Here is a 17,323-nt window from a genome sequence, read left to right as displayed (position 1 = left end):
AAACGTCAATATCCGGGGCTTGTGGGTACAGCATAAAGACCGTCACAAAGGTTCGGGCGACGCGAAAGCCTGGCAAAACCGGTGTGGCATAATCACAGTCCATGACTTTACGAAATGCGACCTTTTTTCAGGGAGAAACCATGCGTCAACGAACGATTGTCTGTCCAGTTATCCAGAATAACGGGGCTTATCTGCTGTGCAAAATGGCCGATGACCGTGGCGTATTTCCCGGCCAGTGGGCCCTGTCGGGTGGTGGAATGGAGCCAGGTGAAACGATGGAGCAGGCGCTACGTCGTGAAATCCGTGAAGAGTTGGGTGAGGCGCTGGTGATTACTGACGTGAAACCCTGGGCGTTTCGCGATGACATTCGGGTGAAAACCTATGCCGATGGCAGCACAGAAGAAATTTATATGATCTACCTGATCTTCGACTGCATCAGCGCCAACCGGGAGATAACCTTCAACGAAGAGTTTCAGGAGATCGCATGGGTTAAGCCAGAGGCACTGCAAACGCTGGATCTCAACGAGGCAACACGGATAACGCTCGCCCAGAAAGGGTTACTGTAATTCAGACTAAAAAGCCGGGGCAAACTCACTCCGGCTCTGTTTCCACGGCTTATTTCGGTTCAACAGACTGCCAAATCTCAATATCCCAGTTTCCGTCCCGACCATCGCACAGATATTTTTCAAAGCAGACACCGCGCGACAAGACATACTCACTCTCTTCAACCGCGGCGTAAAGATCGTTCCAGGCTTTGGCATAAGCTCCGTCGCTGACAACCGCATGCCAGACAGCGTATAAACCTGCGGGCACAGTCTCCTGGCGTAATGTCGTTCCGTCTGTGGATAACACCGTTTGCGGGTCCATCGTCAGGGCCACATCCGCGCGCAGGGCATCAGCGTCGGTTTCTGCTGGATCGTCCCAGTAAAAGACCAGCGCCTCGTCATAAGAGAGGTTTTGCCCTTTCGCCCATGACAGAATATCGCTGAACCCTTTCGGAACCGTTTCATTCCACGGTCCACCCACCCGCAGGCAAACAACCTGTCGGGGCTGTGCATCTTCAAACCGTAAGCTCATAAAGTCCCCTTCGCTACTCTTTTATTGTCCAGGCTCATCACATCCGGAGCCATTCCGCCGCCAGAGTCGGCATGACACAATAGAAGCAGCGCGGACTGACGAACTTTGTTCTTTATCATTATCGTCGCTTTTTCTTCCCTACCATTTTCAGCAGGAGAATCGTGTTACGTTACCCCTCCTGCTGAGGCAGGCCTGTAAGATACGCCCCCACGTAGCGAACAAATTTCCCCATAAATACGCCCGCAAATAGACCGCCGGAGACAATCGCAAATGCGCTCATAGCAGGTTGCAGCAACGTCTCCGGGGAGAGGGAATTCATCACGCCGAGGACATATTTCACCAGAAACGCCAGCATCATAAACGGCAGTGCCGAATAATCCGCCTGTCGGTAAATACTGCGGGGTTGCGGGGCGCGAACCACCCTTGCATGCTTAATCATCACATAGCCTAATACCGCGCCAGCCAGTATTCCCGCTATCCATAACGCGCTATTCGTGACGTTCAGTTGGCGATACATCAGCAGATCATAAATATCCCAGATAAGAAATATCGCCGGAATAATCGCGAGTTTCTCCAGCGCAACCGTGGCGGGCTTGCGGGCTTTTATGCCACGAGAAATCAGAAAGACGAATAATACCCACACCCAGACGGGCGTGTGAGTAAGGATGCCGATAATAAGCTCGAACATGACGTTCACCTTGGCGGTGTGAAGAGGAAAGTCGATTCGATAAGTATTACGCGCATTACGGCCCTATAGCCATAATGCGCAATACGGTTTAGAGCGAAATTTTCAGACGCCTTACCGCTTCTTTCAGTTCTTCATCCGTTGGTGTCACAAACGACATCCGTAGCGTCGTGTGATCCGGCTCATTACAGTAGAAGAACTCTCCAGGAACAAATACCACACCATTGCTCAGCGTTTTCTCCAGCCAGCGAGTGGTGTTAATGCCGTTGTTCATTTTAGCCCACAGGAACATCCCACCCTTAGGCTTATGGAACGACATCACCTCGCCCAGTTCCGCTTCCAGCTCATTAGCGAACGTCTGGTATTTCTGGCGATATGCTTCGCGAATCATCTTAATTTGCCCTGCCAGACGACCGGTTTTCAGGTACTCATATGTCATCAGCTGCGACAAGGTACTGGTGTGTAAATCGGTCGTTTGCTTCAGGTTGACCACTGCCCTTTTCAGCCATTCCGGCACAACCAGCCAGCCGACACGTGTGCCTGGCGCCAGTATTTTGGAAAAGGTTGAGGTATAAACCACATTATCTTCATTACCGATGGCTTTCGCATGGGCGAGTAAAGGGCGGAATACTTCATCGGTATAATTAATTTCGCTGTAGGGGTCGTCTTCAATAATAACGAAGTCATACCTTTTTGATAATTCCACCAGTTGTTTACGACGGATCTCTGAAAGCGTTACGCCACCTGGGTTACCAAATGTCGGGACAATATAAACAGCCTTGATGGTTTTATTCGCCACCAGTCTTTCAAGCTCGTCGACCTTCATCCCATCGCCATCAGTACCGACAGAGACAATATTCGCCTGCGCCAGCCCAAATACCTGCAATGCAGCAAGATACGTTGGCCGTTCGACAACAACGGTATCGCCCGGATTAATGAGTGCGCGAGCCAGCACATCCAGAGATTGTTGAGAACCGGACGTAACAACCACATCATCGGCATGGCAGGTTATTCCACGATCGGCACAAATCTGTTGAATGGCCTCCCGAAGTCCAGGATATCCCTCGGTCAGACCATACTGAAATGCCTCGCCAAAATGCTGAGATAAGACCGCATCTGCGGCTATTTTAAGGCCTTCATGATCGAAAAGCGCCGGGTTTGGTATTCCACCACCCAGCGAAATCACTCCCGCCATTTTACTGTGTTTTAATAATTCACGGATGGCGGATGATTGCAGGCCCTGCGCACTGCTGGCGAGTTTACTCACAGACATTCTCTTGTAACCTTATTTTTTATGGTGTGCCCATCTTTAGTAGCACATGTCTGCAAGTTTGATAATCACTTTTGTCGCCATGACAGGCGACGCCAGGGTTGGCTTTTCTGCGATGTTCAGCGCGTGTTGTTCTGAGATAGCGGACACATTCCCGTCAACGTAATACTTGTCCTATTTCACTCAGGGATATATCGCATTTATTCTTAACTAAACACAAACATTATTCCCGCCCATTCCTGACCTACCAGATTTAAGGATATTCAGGCTCAGAATCCTCTGAGCTTTAGGATTAATCCCCCTTTTATTCCCTCGCTAATATTTAAACAATCTTACACAACTTCACATTGTATCCATTTTCCTTACATCACACGGAAAGTCAGATGATAGCCAGACATAATTTAACGATAATAATATCCACTGCCACGGGTGCGCTTTTAATGTTTTCTGCCCATGCTGCTGAGCCGGATAAACCGGATAATCAATTTATTATTCAGCAGCAACGTCAGAAAGCACTTGAGCAACAGCTGACGCCGCCCGTGCCTGACGTTCGCCTCTCTGAACCGTCTTCCAGTTTTGGCAAAATCGACTTTCCTACGGAAACCCCCTGCTTTGTGATCCAACGTGTCGAACTGAGTGGTCAGGACGCCCTTCCTCACTGGCTGCCATTGCAACGTATTGCTAACCAGGCACAAGGTCGCTGTCTGGGTGGTAAAGGGATCAACCTGCTGATGAGTACAATGCAGAACCGCATTGTCGATCACGGCTGGATCACCACCCGCGTGCTCGCCCCCTCTCAGGATCTGAAAAGTGGCACGTTAAAACTTGCCATCATGCCGGGCAACATTCGCCACGTAAAGCTGACGGAAAAGAGCGACGATTACATTCAGCTTTATAGCGTATTCCCGGCTCATGAGGGAAACCTGCTGGATCTGCGGGACATCGAACAAGGGCTGGAAAACCTGCAACGTCTGCCTACCGTTGAAGCCAATATGGAGATCCTCCCCGGTGAAAAGCCGGGCGAGAGCGACGTGGTAATCACCCGTAAGCAGAAAAAAATGTGGCGTCTTGGTCTGTCGCTGGACGATGCCGGGACCCGAACAACAGGGCGCTATCAGGGTGGCGCGACACTGTCGCTGGATAACCCTTTCTCACTGAGCGATTTGCTCTACGTTTCTGCCAGCCACGACCTGGACGATAAAAAGGGCAAAGGCAGCAAAAACTACACCGCGCACTATTCCGTCCCCTTTGGCTACTGGATGTTTGGCATTACCGCCAGTGATTACGACTATCACCAGACGGTCGCGGGCCTCTACCAGGATTACCGCTACAGCGGCAAAAGTAAAAACCTCAACGCGCAGTTAAGCCGTGTCTTACATCGCAGCGGCACGCAGAAAACCACCTTCACTTACGACGTTATGGCGCGTGAAACCCGTAACTACATCGATGACACCGAAGTGGGCGTTCAGCGCCGTCAGACCGCAGGCTGGCGCGTGGGTCTGGATCACCGTCACTACATTGGCGCCGCCACGCTGGATGCCGGGATCAGCTATCAGCGTGGGACGCGCTGGTTTGGCGCTCAGCCCGCACCGGAAGAGTATACCGGCGACGCCACCGCACTCAGTAAAATCATCCAGCTCAACGCCCAGCTCGACCTGCCGTTTGCCCTGGGTTCGCAAAACTTCCGCTACAACGTGCAGTACCTGCGCCAGATGAGCAACACGCCGCTGACACCGCAGGATCAGTTCTCTATCGGCAACCGCTGGACAGTTCGTGGCTTTGACGGGGAGCGCACCCTTAGCGCCAGCCACGGCTGGTATGTGCGTAACGATCTGGCATGGCGCACGCCGCTGCCTAACCAGGAACTTTATCTCGGCGCGGATTACGGCGAAGTGGGCGGTTACAGCTCGGACTATCTGATTGGTAAACACCTGGCCGGTGGCGTGGCGGGGCTGCGCGGAAGTGCCTTTAACACCGGCTATGACCTGTTCGTCGGAACACCTTTCTCGAAACCGGATGGATTTAGCACCAGCCCGGTCACTCTCGGCTTTAACCTCAACTGGAGCTGGTAATGCGCGTCGGAAATCTGGATATCAAAGCCCCCCTGATCCTGGGCGGTGAAGAGAGTGAAGCAGAAGTGCTGGGGGCAAGCGTCTGGCTGTGGATGCACTCCCCCATGCACCGTGACGCCCCGCTTCATGCCTTGCCGACCCTGCTGCTCCCCATTATCAAGCGCCGCCAGTATGTGCTGGTTGCCGAAAACGACCAGCCGGTGTTTTTCCTCAGTTGGGCATGGCTCAACGAAGAGTCGGAAGCGCGTTACCTCACCCGCCCGTCGATCGAAATGAAAGAGGAAGACTGGGACAGCGGCGACCGGATCTGGTTCTGCGACTGGATTGCCCCGTTCGGCCACACCGCCGCCATGAGCACGCTGGTCCGCAACGATATCTTTCCCGACCACTGCTGGCGCGCCCTGTATCACCGGGGGGAGGAACGCGGCAAGCGTGTCGTCATGTTCCACGGTAAACACATCAGCCGTGATCAGGCCCAGGAATGGCAACAGAAACACCCGCTCACCGTCAACCTGCCGGAAGCACTGAAAGGAACGCACCATGAATAAGAACCTGTACCGAATTGTCTTCAACAAAGCGCGCGGCATGCCGATGGTCGTGGCGGATATCGCCCGCTCAGGCCGCGCCGGTTCTTCTCACTCTTCCGGGATCGGGCATACGCACAGCCACCTTATCAGCAAAGTGAGCGCCATCAGCTTCAGCCTGTGGCTGGCAATGGGCGCAATACAGACAGCGCAGGCCGCCATTGTCGCCGATGCTGGCGCGCCGAAAAACCAGCAGCCAACCGTCATGCAAAGCGCCAACGGCACGCCGCAGGTCAATATTCAGACGCCATCCGGCGCTGGGGTATCACGCAACAACTACACCCAGTTCGATGTGGACCAGAAAGGGGCGATCCTCAACAACTCGCACAAAAATGTGCAGACCAACATCGGCGGCATGGTTGCCGGAAACCCGTGGCTCGCCAGAGGTGAAGCCAAAATCATTCTGAACGAAGTCAGTTCGCGCGATCCGAGCAAGCTGAACGGCATGATCGAAGTGGCAGGCAAAAAAGCACAGGTGGTGATTGCCAACCCGGCAGGCATTACCTGTAGTGGCTGCGGCTTTATTAACGCCAACCGCGCAACGCTGACCACTGGTCAGGCGCAAATGAAAGACGGCAACCTCACCGGGTTTAAAGTCGAACGCGGGGAAGTGGCGATTGAGGGCGCCGGGATGGATACCTCAGGCGCGGACTACACCGACATTATCGCCCGTTCTGTGAAGGTGAATGCCGGGCTGTGGGCCAATGACCTGAAAGTGACCACCGGGCGAAACACCGTTGATGCCGCCCACGACGTTATCGAAAAGGGCAGTGATGATGCCACAACGCGCCCACAGCTGGCGGTGGACGTTTCCAGCCTGGGCGGTATGTACGCCGGTAAAATCCGCATGGTCGGTACGGAACGCGGGGTCGGGGTACGGAATGCCGGCGCAATGGGCGCTCAGGCAGGTAACGTTACCCTCACGGCAGATGGTCGCATCGAGAACAGCGGAACCCTTCGCGCCAGCGACAACGCCACTATCCAGACAACCGGCGAGTTCGTGAATAGCGGCATGCTGACCGCGGGCAACACTACGCAAGTCAACGCGGCCAGTCTTACCAGCAGCAAGCAGAGCGTGCTGGCAGCCGGGGTGAAAAGTGACGGTAAACTGGCCGATACAGGCGATTTGCAACTGAACACCAGCGGGCAGCTCAGTGCGCAAGGGCAGACACTGGCGGGGGGGAATCTTACCGCCAGCGCTCAGGGTATTGATATCAGCGGCGGCCAGACACAGGCTAAACGTGTTCTCCTTGATGGCGGCGCGGGAGATGTGAACGCGGCAAGCGCGAAAGTGAATGCCCGCGAGCTGAACATCCGTACTCTTAACGCGATTAACAACAACGACGGTTTGTTGAGTGCCGATCACATCAACCTGAATGCGCAAAAGCTGACAAACCAGAAAGGCAAGCTGATCCAGAGTGGTACGGGAACACTGACCGCCAGACTGGCCGGAACCCTTGATAACCAGCAGGGGCTGATTTCCGCCGCAGCGGGTGATAGCGATATTCAGAGCGAACAAGCCATCAATAACACCCAGGGGCGTATTGAAGCGGCAAAATCGCAGCGCCTCACCGCCGCAGGGCTTAACAACCAGCAAGGCGTCGTTGTGGCCAACAACGCCACAATTGCGCTTGGCAATGGCTTACTGGATAACCAGTCAGGCTCCCTGCTCTCTCAAGGTTCACTCCAGGTTGAAAGTGGCAGGCTGAATAACCAGGCAGGTTTCCTGGCAAGCGACGGCGATTTCAGCCTCAGAAGTGACAGCATTAAGAACAACCGTGGCCAGATTGGTGCGAATCATGCCTTAAGGGCGACCTTCTCTTCGCTGGACAATGCCGATGGCGCAGTAAAATCCGTTGGTGCAATGACGCTCAACGGCAGCGAATTTGATAACAGCAACGGGGTGACGTTCTCCGGGGCAAGCCTCGCGTTTAGCGGAGATTCGCTCAATAACACAACCGGACAACTGGCAGCCGTTGAAGGCGTCTCTCTGGAGGCAGTCCGTCAGACAGTTAACGCCTCCGGGGTGATCCAGGGGAACGGCGTTAACATGACCACGGGCACGCTTGATAACGCCTCCGGTACGCTCAACAGCCTGGGCGCACTGAATCTCTCAACAAATAACCTGAATAACCAGGCCGGCACGCTGGCGGCAACCAGCGCGGCAGACATCTCCGCGACGGAGATTGATAACCGCAGTGGTGGACGCGTGATTGGCGAGTCCGATGCCACATTGCATACCGATAATCTGCAAAACAGTGGCGGGCAGATCCAGACTGTCGGCAATCTCCTGCTCGACAGCGCCAAAGGCCTGGTGGACAACGTATCCGGGCTGATTCGCAGCGGTAAAAATTTGACCGTCAATGCGCTTGATGTCGTTAACCAGAACACGCTCGGTGACAATCAGGGGCTGGAAGGCCAAAGTATCGCCCTCAATACCGATGCCCTCGATAACCAGAGCGGCAGCATCCTCGCCAGTACATCCCTGGATATCCATAACGGCGGCACACTCAACAACCGTACGGGCGCATTAGCCTCTGCGGGCGCGCTGGATATTCACGGCGATAACCTGGAGGTTATCAACGCGGGCGGTACGGTGAAGGCCGGTGAAAAGCTTAACGTGCAGGCAGATACTCTCGACGGCAGCGGCCAGCTTCTCTCTTTGGGGGATATGACGCTGAACAGTCGCAACAGCGTGACCAACAGTGGAAGCACCATCGCCAACGGCAACCTGAGCCTCACAACGCAAGGCGATATCACCAACAGCGGCAAGCTGATGGCGGGCAGTAAACTGGACGTACAGAGCACCAATCTCACCAACCTTGCCAGCGGTGAAATCAATGCCGGAAGCAATACGCTGAACACAACGGACACGGTGCGAAACTCTGGCCTGATTGACGGGATCCAGACCCGGATCAATGCCAACACGCTAACCAACATCGGAACCGGACGTATTTATGGTGATGTGGTGGGCGTTAACGCCGTCACCTTTAATAACCTCGCGGAAAATGGCACAGCGGCGACCCTCGCCGGGCGCGAACGCGTCGATCTGGGCATCCAGACGCTCAACAATGTCGGCCATGGGCTGATTTACAGTGCGGGTGCGATGCAGATTGGCGGCTTACTGGATGAAAATGGCGCGGCAAGCGGACGCGCAACCGCCCTTAACAACCACAGCTCGACCATTGAATCTGCGGGGGACATGACCATTGCCGCCTCGCAAATCAACAATATCAACGATAACTTCTCCACCGAACTGGTGATGATTTCCCAGGATCCCCTGACCGAATATCAGCACTCCGGCTCGACCAGCCGCTGGAAAGCGGGCGACGATGGCGTATGGGTTGATGGCAATTCCGCCGATGGGTTGCGTAACCTCAATACCCCGGAGCGTACCGGTCACGGGAACGATAATTTTAACCAGTACGACTACACTCGCACTGTCGAAGAGACACGTATCAAAGAGACCGACCCGGCGAAGATCCTCTCTGGCGGCAGCATGACGCTGACGGGCGATCGGCTCTTTAACGATAAGAGCCAGGTCATTGCGGGCGGTACGCTTCAGATCGACAAATTAGGAACCGTGAAGAACGAAGACGTGCCTGGTGAACGCCATACCACCGACAGTGGCAGCGTGACGCACTATTACCGTATTCGTCACAAAGGCGACGACGAGCAAGGACGTAGCACCACGGCTTACACACCGCCAACGGCTATCCAGAGTATTGCCCTGAAGCCTGGCCAGGTGGTGAGCAACGGCAGCGTGTCAGGCAGTAACCTCAGTATTACCCCGCGGGTGTTACAGGGCACTAGCGTGACGATTGACCAGGCCGCTGGCGTGAACGCCAAAGCACAACAAACGGTGAATCCGAACGAGCCGGTCACGCCTCCTGCAGGCCAGCAATTTGAAGTAACCCCGGCAGAAGGTGTGATCCGTATTTTTGGCCCCAACACGGCCTTGCCGGACAGCAGCCTGTTTAAGGTTAACCCGTCATCAGATGTCCCTTATCTGGTAGAGACAGACCCGCGCTTTACTAACGAGCGGCAGTGGCTCGGCAGTGATTACATGCAAAATGCCTTTACGACGGACGGCGACGGGACGCTCAAACGTCTTGGCGATGGTTACTATGAGCAGCGACTGGTCCGTGAGCAGGTAATTGGCATTACCGGCCAGCGTTATCTTGATGGCTTCAGTAACGATGAAGATCAGTTTAAATCGCTGATGGATACCGGGATCACCTTTGGCAAGCAGTACAACCTCAAGCTTGGCGTGGCGCTCACACCGGAGCAAATGGCGCTACTGACCGGTGACATTGTCTGGCTTGTGAACACGCAGGTCAAAATGCCGGATGGCTCCATGCAGACCGTCCTCGTTCCACAGGTTTATGCCAAAGTGAAACCTGGTGATATCGACGGTTCCGGCGCGCTGATTGCCGGGAACAACGTATCGATGAAGCTCAGCGGCGATCTGTTCAACAGCGGGACCATTGCCGGACGTAAAGTGCTTCAGCTTGATGCGGACAACATCACCAACCAGTCCGGCACTATTCAGGCGGCAGACGTAAACCTCAATGCCCGAACCGATATTAATAACATTGGGGGCGCAATTGTTGGCGCCAACAGCGTTCTGGCAAACGCCGGTCGCGACATAAACGTCACCACCACCACCACCAGCGCCCGGAGCCAGAACGGTGAAAACAGCTTCGCCCGTACCACCATCGACAGCGTTTCCGGTATTTACGTGCAAGGCGACGATGGCAAGCTGGCTCTGCAGTCCGGCCGTGACATTACGCTCACCGGTGCGCAGGTCATTGCCAGCGGCGAGAACGGCAAAGCGCAGCTTGTCGCCGGGCGTGATGTGAATCTGGAAACAGTCACGACCGCGCGCAGCGATAACCTGGTCTGGGATGCCGATAACACGCTGAAACAGAGCAGTGTGGATCATACCGGCAGTACCGTCAGCGGAACCGGCGGCGTAACGGTGTTGGCGGGTAATGATATCAACGCCCATAGCGCCTCGATGACATCTGACGGCGCGCTGGCACTGGGGGCGAAGCACGATGTGAACATTGAAGGCGTACTCAACGACAGCCAACTGGACGAGCGACATAAAGTCGTGGGCGGTAACGGCTGGTTGTCGAAAACCACCACGAAAACCCGCGATACCGTGGATAGACAAACCGTTCAGGGCAGTGAACTGAGCGCCGATTCGGTGAATATCGCCGCCGGAAATAATCTTACCGTCGCAGGCAGTAGCGTGGTGGGAACCGGTAACGTGGCGCTGCGTGCCGGTAATGACCTCACGCTCACCAGCATGGGCGGTCGCAACAATGAAACCCATCTGAAGGAGGAGAAAAAATCTGGTCTTCTCAGCTCAGGCGGCATTGGCTTCACCATCGGTTCACACAAAGAGACGACAGAACAGGCAAGCCAGGCACTGGCAGGCCAAGGCACAATGGTGGGAAGCCTGCAAGGTGACACGGTCCTGATGGCAGGCAATGATTACCGCCAGACGGGCAGTACCGTCGCCTCACCAAATGGTAGCGTCGGTATTCAGGGGAAAAACGTCACCATTGAGGCGGCGGAAAATACTTACGCTTCCCAGTACAAACGCACCGTTGAGCAGAAAGGCTTTACCCTCGCGGTAAATATTCCGGTGGTTCAGGCGTTGCAGAGCGTGATGAATTCAACGCAGAAAGTCGGGCAAAGTAACGATGATCGAATCAACATGCTGGCGGCTGCAAACGCCGCATGGGACAGTGCCCGCGCGGCCAGCACAATGATGAATGCCGCCCAGGGCGTGATGGCGAACGGGGCGCAATCCGTGGCCCAGAACGTCAGCGTGTCGTTAACCTATGGCGAAAGTAAGCAAACACACACCCAGACCAATGACAGTACGACGGCCCTGGCGAGTAAAGTCAATGCAGGGAAACAGGCTGTGGTGGTCGCGACGGGTAGCGACCAATCAGATATCAACATCATCGGTTCAGACGTCAGCGGTAAACAGGGAACCACGCTGTTTGCCGATAACGACATCAACATTGTTGCCGCGCAACAGGAGAGCCACGACCGCAGTACAGATAACTCCAGCGGCTGGAACGCCGGTGTGGCAGTCAGTTACGGTCAGGGCGGGGCATCGTTTGGGATCACGGCTGGCGCCAATAAAGGAAAAGGTTACGGCAATGGCGATGAAGTCTCCTGGCGCAACAGCCACGTTGGGGATATGGAAAGCCAGACCCGCATCATCAGTGGCGGCGATACCACCCTGCGCGGCGGCCAGCTACTGGGCAAAGGTGTCGATATCACGGCCGAAAACCTCAACATCGAAAGTCTGCAAGACACCATGACCTATAAAGGCGAGCAGAAAAGCATGGGCGGCCAGGTCACCGTGGGCTATGGGTTTGCGGCTTCCGGCAACTATAGCCAGTCGAAGGTCAACGCCAATTATGCCTCGGTGCAGGAGCAGTCCGGCGTCTTTGCGGGAAGTGATGGCTACAACATCAATGTAAAAGACAATACTGACCTGATCGGCGGGCTTATCACCTCCAGCGAGAGCGCGGAGTTGGCGGGTAAAAACCAGTTCAGCACCGGCACGCTAAGCTGGCGCGATCTGCACAACAGCGCTGAATTTGAAGGCAACGGCTTCGGGATTGGTGGCTCCATGAGCATGAACACTAATATGGGGCTGGGAAAAAATGCCGCACCACAGAGTAGCAAAACCGTGACCGACGAAAATGGCAAAACACAGTTGGCTGACGGCTATGCGTCGCTGGATAAAAATATCACCTTCGGGATTGGCCACGACAGCGGCAGCGACAGCTCCACTACCCGCAGTGGGATCAACACAGGCAATATCACGATCACCCGGCCGGACGGTCAGCAGCAAGCCGTCGAGGGTGTGAAGACCGATATCACCACCGAAACCGCCGCCGCGAACTCCGGCAAGCTTGCGAATAACTTTGACCGGGGAGATGTGTTCAAAGAGCTGAACCTGCAAGTAAGCGTGACGCGCGATTTCAAAGAGAATGCGAATCGCCAGATTGGCGAACTGATCGATGACAAACAGGCTTTAGCACGAAAAGCACTCCAGGAGGCCATTGTCTCAGGCGATACCGTAAAACGTGATGCCGCCCTTGAAGAGATCTATAAGCTACAGTACCAGCGCCGCTTACTGCAGACGCTGGTCGGCATCGTTGCCGGATCACCGGAAGCCGCGATCACACAAGGCACGCTGGTCATGGCGGCCACAAAACTGCGTGAAGAGACAGCGAAGAACTCATTCCTCTTCCCCGGAATCAAAGCCGTTGGAACGGATGAAACGTTGCTGAGCAATGTTTCGGCTGTCAGTGGTGCTTACGATGGCCTGAAACTGGGCGGTGTCAGGGTTGGACTGGATATCATCTGCGGAAAATCTAACACGCGCTGCGTAACGCAAGTCGATGCCAACGGCAAAGATATTACAGATGCTCATGGCGTGCCGCTGCTGGCATATGATGCCCAGGGAAGGGTGAGCTATAAAGGCGATAAAGAAAACCCTACCCTGAAGGATATTTTGGGCAGCAAAGATGCCAAAGGTCTGTACGGTTATACCGGTGGGTTGCAGGGGGCTGGGGGACTGTTCGGGGATATCAGCTATAAACCGGGCACGCTGAAAGGTGATTTCTTCGATACAACGGTCGAAAGTTTTGCCGGAACGCATGATTTCATTGGCGGCCAGTTACCGGGCTTTTATGATGATGCAGGCAATACCTCCCGCAGACGTAGCGACTTTACGAACACAGCGGCAGAAGTCTGGACCTATGCTGCGATTCCGCAAGCTGCGCCTTTTGCATTAAGCGAAGTTGTCTCTCCGGAATTGCTGCAATTTATTTTTGCCACTCACTAAAAAGGACATGACACAATGAAAACGCTGAGCGTAATAGCCTGTACCTTTATATTATCGGGCTGTGTGGTCGCCGATATGGATTCATCCAATTACGATTACGTTCCATGGATCCAGGTATTCCAGAAACCTCAGGCCTCGGGCCTGACAAACGTGTCACAGCGTAAAGCTGATCTGTACGCCTGCGGCGTTAACCCGCACGCGGATCTTGATAACGGCTCCTGGAGCCTGAATGGAAAAATGGCACAAGAAACCGAGGAACAATTCAACACCAGACGAGACAATATACTCAGTTGCATGGAAGAGAAAGGCTATAAAGTGTATGGTTTTTCTGAGTGTGGTCCGCGAAAAGCACCAACCGGATTATGTCCTAACTGAGATGCTAAATAAGAGCTTGCTGTTTTTATGTTGCCTGCTGACAGGGTGCGTTGTCGCCGATATGGATTCGTCGAACTACAAATACGTTCCCTGGATTCAGCTTTTCCAAAAAGTGGATGCCACCGGCTGGACCAATATCCGCCAACGTAAGGAAGATCTGTATGATTGTGGCGTGAGTCGCAGTGAAAACCTCGATGATAAAAATTGGGGATTAAATAACCAGCGTGATGATCAAACGCTACAGCAACAATCGCAATGGATGCAGCACATTTTCACCTGTATGAAAAATAAGGGTTACAACGTTTACGGTTTTGATGCATGTGGTCCCCTCAAAAAACCGACTGGACTTTGCCCTAATTAAAACCGCCTCCTCCCCTACCAATATAGGGGAGGAAAATACCAGGAACAATCTGACCTTTAGGATTATTCCCCATTTCATCATCTATCAAAAAAAACAACAATTTAACCGCTTCATTTGCCATGGAATATCCATGACATCTTTGCTGGATATATTCAGCATGATCACTATAAAAATGGCTATAAGGATGACGGAAATGAATAAAATATCTCTGGCGGTATTGATCGCAGCGAGTCTGGCAAGCGGCGCTGCTCTGGCGGATAACCAGACTGTTTCAGTTGGCTATGCGCAGAGCAAAGTTGAAGACTTTAAAAATATTCGCGGCGTTAACGTTCAGTACCGCTACGAGTGGGATTCGCCCTGGAGCGCGGTCGGTTCATTCACCTATATGAGCGGCGATCACGATGAGAATTATTATGTGGATTCCGACTCGGTGAAAAACCATGTCGAAGCAAAATACTATTCTTTGCTGGTTGGCCCGGCATACCGTATTAACGAATATGTTTCTCTGTATGCATTAGGCGGTGTTGCTCGCACCAAAGCGGACGGCGATACCAAATGGGTGAACTCAGGCGATGGCTATACTCAGAAAGACAGTATTTCTGAGAAAGCGACCTCGTTCGCATATGGTGCTGGCGTGCAATTCAACCCAATTCCAGACCTGGCGATTAATGTCGGCTACGAAGGAACGCATGCCGATCTGGATGGCGGTCGCGCAATTAATGGCTTTAACGTCGGCGTGGGCTACCGTTTCTGATGGTATTCCTCTCCCTGCCAGGGAGAGGAATTTATGACGTATGTTTTAAGAGATGGGCAATAAATTGCGTCAACTTCGGCAACGGGCGTAGATCTTGTCGCCACAGCAGATGTACCGGCCTTGGCGCCGGAGTGTAACGCTCCAGCACGCGCACCAGACGACCGTTCTTCAGCTCTTCCGCCACCAGCACTTCAGGTTGTAGCAGCAAACCCGCTCCGGCAATGGCTGCCGTTCTTAAACCATAACCATCGTTACACCGTAAAATAGCGTCACGTTTCCAGCGCACCTCCCCTTCTGTTCCGGGCAATCGCCATTCGTTGCGTGCCGTCCAGACCGTATGCGACAGGCACAGGTGATCCACCAGCTCGGCTGGCGTTTGTGGTGTGCCGTGACGCATTAAATAATCAGGCGAGGCGCAAATCACCATCCGATACGGGCAAAGGTATTTCGCCACCAGATCGCCCTGATGAATATCACCAATACGGATCGCCAGGTCGACACCTTCATCCACCAGATCCACCCGCCGGTTGGTCAGATCCAGCTCAACCCTTACATCAGGAAAAGACTGCAAAAAGGTGGCGGTGAGCGGGGCAACAACACAGCCGCCAAAAGAGGTTGGCGCACTCACACGAAGCGTGCCCGCAGGTGTCGCGCGGGGCCGTTCCACGGCGCTTTCTGCAACGGCAACCTGCTCCAGTACACGCTTTGCCTCTTCAAAATAGACCCGTCCTGCATCCGTCAGGCTTTGGCGACGGGTATTGCGTTCGAGCAAACGTGTACCAAGCTGCGATTCCAGCAGAGCGATATATTTCCCCACCATCACCGCAGAGATTTCAAGCCGTGACGCTGCACCAGTGAAACTGCCGCTTTCGACGACGGCAATAAACGTCTCCATGCCGCGTAACTTATCCATATTACAAACTCCTGGTTAGCAATCTTCTAACTTTAGGCCAGTTTATCTGACTTTTTATTTATTAAAGAATGAAGGCTCACAACATAAGGAGTCTGCTATGAAAATCGTCATTATTGGGGCCAGTGGTACAGTCGGTCGGGCGGTAACGGAAACGTTGAGCCGTCATCATGAAGTGATCCGCGTGGGTCGTACACAGGGCGATCATCGGGTCGATATTACATCTCAGGAAAGCGTGCTGGCCCTGTTCGACAAAATTGGCAAGGTGGATGCAATTGTTTCGGCAAGTGGTGGTCTGTTCTTCGGCCCGCTCGCCACCATGAAAGACAGCGATTTCAACCTGGGCTTGCAGGATAAACTGCTGGGGCAGGTGCGCCTGGCACTGACCGGACAGCACTACCTGAACGAAGGCGGCTCCATCACCCTGATAAGCGGTATCGTGGCCCATGAACCTATTGCCCAGGGCGTGAATGCCACAACGGTGAATGCTGCGCTCGAAGGGTTTGTACGGGCTGCCGCCTGTGAATTGCCCGGAGGGATCCGTATCAACCTGATAAGCCCAACGGTACTCACCGAATCCGCCAAAGCGTATGACGGCTTCTTCCCCGGTTTTGAAAGTGTACCCGCCGCAGCAGTGGCCCAGGCCTATCGCCGGAGCGTGGAAGGCGTGCAAACCGGGCGGGTGTATAAGGTCGGTTACTGAGCTAACTTAGTCGCGGGTTTGCACCCAGAAGGCGTGGATAAGGCCGGGGATATAGCCCAGTAATGTCAGAAGGATGTTCAGGATAAATGCCCAGCCAAATCCTTTACCGAGCAACACGCCAAGCGGCGGCAAAATAATGGTAAAAACGATACGCCAAAAACCCATAAATACTCCGTGCAAGCTAACCAATTGATTGTAAAAAAGAGAACCATCTCTAAGCGTAGTCAGTTTAGCTGGCTGCGCCATTTCCCCTTCGCCTTTTTACCCTCTTTTACGCTTTTGACACTGGCTTAATACACCCCCTTAGTTTAGCATCACCTTAATTAAGTAAATGCTAAAATAAAATGAACGAACTTGATCAGCTCCAGGCCAGTGCAGAACAGGCCGCAACCCTTCTGAAAGCGATGAGCAACCCGAAACGGTTGCTGATCCTGTGCATGCTGTGCGGTACGCCGGGAACCTCAGCTGGCGATCTGGCACGCGCCACAGGCTTAAGCGCCTCCGCCACGTCCCAGCATCTGGCGAAGATGCGAGATGAAGGGCTTATTGACAGCAGACGTGATGCACAACGCATCCTTTATTTCATCAAAAGCGATGCGGTGAACCAGATAATCAGCACCCTCAAAACCCTTTATTGTCCCTAAGGA

The 17,323-nt window shown here is 53.9% G+C and carries 15 protein-coding genes; 9 read left to right on the top strand and 6 right to left on the bottom strand.

Going from position 1 to position 17,323, the window contains the following annotated elements; all coding sequences use genetic code 11:
- Positions 1–140: 140 nt before the first annotated feature.
- Positions 141–566 (top strand): nucleoside triphosphatase NudI, encoded by a 426-nt coding sequence (gene nudI, locus GF617_RS19270; protein WP_181620466.1) that lies wholly within the window; start codon positions 141–143, stop codon positions 564–566.
- A 49-nt stretch (positions 567–615) separates the two neighbouring features.
- Here nudI and GF617_RS19265 read toward each other — a convergent pair whose 3' ends face one another.
- The 3 genes from GF617_RS19265 to GF617_RS19255 form a co-directional block, all read right to left on the bottom strand.
- Positions 616–1,077, bottom strand: coding sequence for a GyrI-like domain-containing protein (locus tag GF617_RS19265; RefSeq protein ID WP_181620467.1), 462 nt, complete (start codon positions 1,075–1,077; stop codon positions 616–618).
- A 169-nt stretch (positions 1,078–1,246) separates the two neighbouring features.
- The gene (locus tag GF617_RS19260) at positions 1,247–1,765 is read right to left on the bottom strand and encodes a hypothetical protein (protein WP_203452285.1); all 519 of its coding nucleotides are present in this window, start codon (positions 1,763–1,765) and stop codon (positions 1,247–1,249) included.
- An 88-nt stretch (positions 1,766–1,853) separates the two neighbouring features.
- Positions 1,854–3,035 (bottom strand): PLP-dependent aminotransferase family protein, encoded by a 1,182-nt coding sequence (locus GF617_RS19255; RefSeq protein ID WP_181620469.1) that lies wholly within the window; start codon positions 3,033–3,035, stop codon positions 1,854–1,856.
- A 437-nt stretch (positions 3,036–3,472) separates the two neighbouring features.
- Between GF617_RS19255 and GF617_RS19250 the strand changes: the two genes are divergently transcribed.
- Genes GF617_RS19250 through GF617_RS19230 form a run of 5 tightly spaced genes read left to right on the top strand, consistent with a single transcriptional unit; the run spans position 3,473 to position 14,309 of the window.
- Complete coding sequence (locus GF617_RS19250; RefSeq protein ID WP_181620470.1) at positions 3,473–5,104, top strand: ShlB/FhaC/HecB family hemolysin secretion/activation protein; 1,632 nt, start codon at positions 3,473–3,475, stop codon at positions 5,102–5,104.
- The gene (locus tag GF617_RS19245) at positions 5,104–5,652 is read left to right on the top strand and encodes a toxin-activating lysine-acyltransferase (RefSeq protein ID WP_203452284.1); all 549 of its coding nucleotides are present in this window, start codon (positions 5,104–5,106) and stop codon (positions 5,650–5,652) included. Before GF617_RS19250 ends, GF617_RS19245 begins: the two co-directional genes overlap by 1 nt.
- The gene (locus GF617_RS19240; RefSeq protein ID WP_203452283.1) at positions 5,645–13,573 is read left to right on the top strand and encodes a hemagglutinin repeat-containing protein; all 7,929 of its coding nucleotides are present in this window, start codon (positions 5,645–5,647) and stop codon (positions 13,571–13,573) included. The genes GF617_RS19245 and GF617_RS19240 overlap by 8 nt, the downstream gene beginning before the upstream one ends.
- 15 nt (positions 13,574–13,588) lie before the next feature.
- Positions 13,589–13,948: a hypothetical protein gene (locus tag GF617_RS19235; protein WP_181620473.1), complete on the top strand. Its 360-nt coding sequence runs from the start codon at positions 13,589–13,591 to the stop codon at positions 13,946–13,948.
- Positions 13,908–14,309, top strand: a complete 402-nt coding sequence (locus GF617_RS19230) for a hypothetical protein (protein WP_249415107.1) — start codon at positions 13,908–13,910, stop codon at positions 14,307–14,309. Before GF617_RS19235 ends, GF617_RS19230 begins: the two co-directional genes overlap by 41 nt.
- Here the strand turns inward: GF617_RS19230 and GF617_RS27375 are convergent.
- Positions 14,302–14,430 carry a hypothetical protein gene (locus GF617_RS27375; protein ID WP_255547693.1) on the bottom strand — a complete coding sequence of 43 codons (129 nt, stop codon included), beginning with the start codon at positions 14,428–14,430 and terminating at the stop codon, positions 14,302–14,304. The genes GF617_RS19230 and GF617_RS27375 overlap by 8 nt on opposite strands.
- 72 nt (positions 14,431–14,502) lie before the next feature.
- On the opposite strand from GF617_RS27375, the gene GF617_RS19225 reads away from it, so the two are divergent.
- Positions 14,503–15,063 (top strand): Ail/Lom family outer membrane beta-barrel protein, encoded by a 561-nt coding sequence (locus GF617_RS19225; RefSeq protein ID WP_181620474.1) that lies wholly within the window; start codon positions 14,503–14,505, stop codon positions 15,061–15,063.
- Between the two features lie 31 nt (positions 15,064–15,094).
- Here GF617_RS19225 and GF617_RS19220 read toward each other — a convergent pair whose 3' ends face one another.
- Positions 15,095–15,976, bottom strand: a complete 882-nt coding sequence (locus GF617_RS19220) for a LysR family transcriptional regulator (RefSeq protein ID WP_203452282.1) — start codon at positions 15,974–15,976, stop codon at positions 15,095–15,097.
- Between the two features lie 97 nt (positions 15,977–16,073).
- Here GF617_RS19220 and GF617_RS19215 point away from each other — a divergent pair, with 97 nt between their 5' ends.
- Entirely contained in the window at positions 16,074–16,676 is a 603-nt protein-coding gene (locus GF617_RS19215; RefSeq protein ID WP_203452281.1) for a short chain dehydrogenase, read from the top strand.
- A 6-nt stretch (positions 16,677–16,682) separates the two neighbouring features.
- Here GF617_RS19215 and GF617_RS19210 read toward each other — a convergent pair whose 3' ends face one another.
- Entirely contained in the window at positions 16,683–16,841 is a 159-nt protein-coding gene (locus tag GF617_RS19210) for a YqaE/Pmp3 family membrane protein (RefSeq protein ID WP_181620477.1), read from the bottom strand.
- Between the two features lie 179 nt (positions 16,842–17,020).
- Here GF617_RS19210 and GF617_RS19205 point away from each other — a divergent pair, with 179 nt between their 5' ends.
- Positions 17,021–17,320: a helix-turn-helix transcriptional regulator gene (locus GF617_RS19205; protein WP_181620478.1), complete on the top strand. Its 300-nt coding sequence runs from the start codon at positions 17,021–17,023 to the stop codon at positions 17,318–17,320.
- Positions 17,321–17,323: the final 3 nt, after the last annotated feature.

Origin of the sequence: Lelliottia sp. RWM.1, assembly GCF_016859735.1 — a bacterium.
Lineage (GTDB): Bacteria > Pseudomonadota > Gammaproteobacteria > Enterobacterales > Enterobacteriaceae > Enterobacter.
Note: the sequence above shows the minus strand (reverse complement) of the source record. Positions and strands in the feature narration are given on the sequence as shown.

What these genes read in the sequence shown, in the direction of transcription:
- GF617_RS19260 (WP_203452285.1), bottom strand. Translation starts at nt 1,765, where the DNA reads ATGTTCGAGCTTATTATCGGCATCCTTACTCACACGCCCGTCTGGGTG.
- GF617_RS19250 (WP_181620470.1), top strand. Translation starts at nt 3,473, where the DNA reads ATGTTTTCTGCCCATGCTGCTGAGCCGGATAAACCGGATAATCAATTT.
- GF617_RS19240 (WP_203452283.1), top strand. Translation starts at nt 5,645, where the DNA reads ATGAATAAGAACCTGTACCGAATTGTCTTCAACAAAGCGCGCGGCATG.
- GF617_RS19225 (WP_181620474.1), top strand. Translation starts at nt 14,503, where the DNA reads ATGAATAAAATATCTCTGGCGGTATTGATCGCAGCGAGTCTGGCAAGC.
- GF617_RS19265 (WP_181620467.1), bottom strand. Translation starts at nt 1,077, where the DNA reads ATGAGCTTACGGTTTGAAGATGCACAGCCCCGACAGGTTGTTTGCCTG.
- GF617_RS19255 (WP_181620469.1), bottom strand. Translation starts at nt 3,035, where the DNA reads ATGTCTGTGAGTAAACTCGCCAGCAGTGCGCAGGGCCTGCAATCATCC.
- GF617_RS19220 (WP_203452282.1), bottom strand. Translation starts at nt 15,976, where the DNA reads ATGGATAAGTTACGCGGCATGGAGACGTTTATTGCCGTCGTCGAAAGC.
- GF617_RS19215 (WP_203452281.1), top strand. Translation starts at nt 16,074, where the DNA reads ATGAAAATCGTCATTATTGGGGCCAGTGGTACAGTCGGTCGGGCGGTA.
- GF617_RS19235 (WP_181620473.1), top strand. Translation starts at nt 13,589, where the DNA reads ATGAAAACGCTGAGCGTAATAGCCTGTACCTTTATATTATCGGGCTGT.
- nudI (WP_181620466.1), top strand. Translation starts at nt 141, where the DNA reads ATGCGTCAACGAACGATTGTCTGTCCAGTTATCCAGAATAACGGGGCT.
- GF617_RS27375 (WP_255547693.1), bottom strand. Translation starts at nt 14,430, where the DNA reads ATGGCAAATGAAGCGGTTAAATTGTTGTTTTTTTTGATAGATGATGAA.
- GF617_RS19205 (WP_181620478.1), top strand. Translation starts at nt 17,021, where the DNA reads ATGAACGAACTTGATCAGCTCCAGGCCAGTGCAGAACAGGCCGCAACC.
- GF617_RS19210 (WP_181620477.1), bottom strand. Translation starts at nt 16,841, where the DNA reads ATGGGTTTTTGGCGTATCGTTTTTACCATTATTTTGCCGCCGCTTGGC.
- GF617_RS19245 (WP_203452284.1), top strand. Translation starts at nt 5,104, where the DNA reads ATGCGCGTCGGAAATCTGGATATCAAAGCCCCCCTGATCCTGGGCGGT.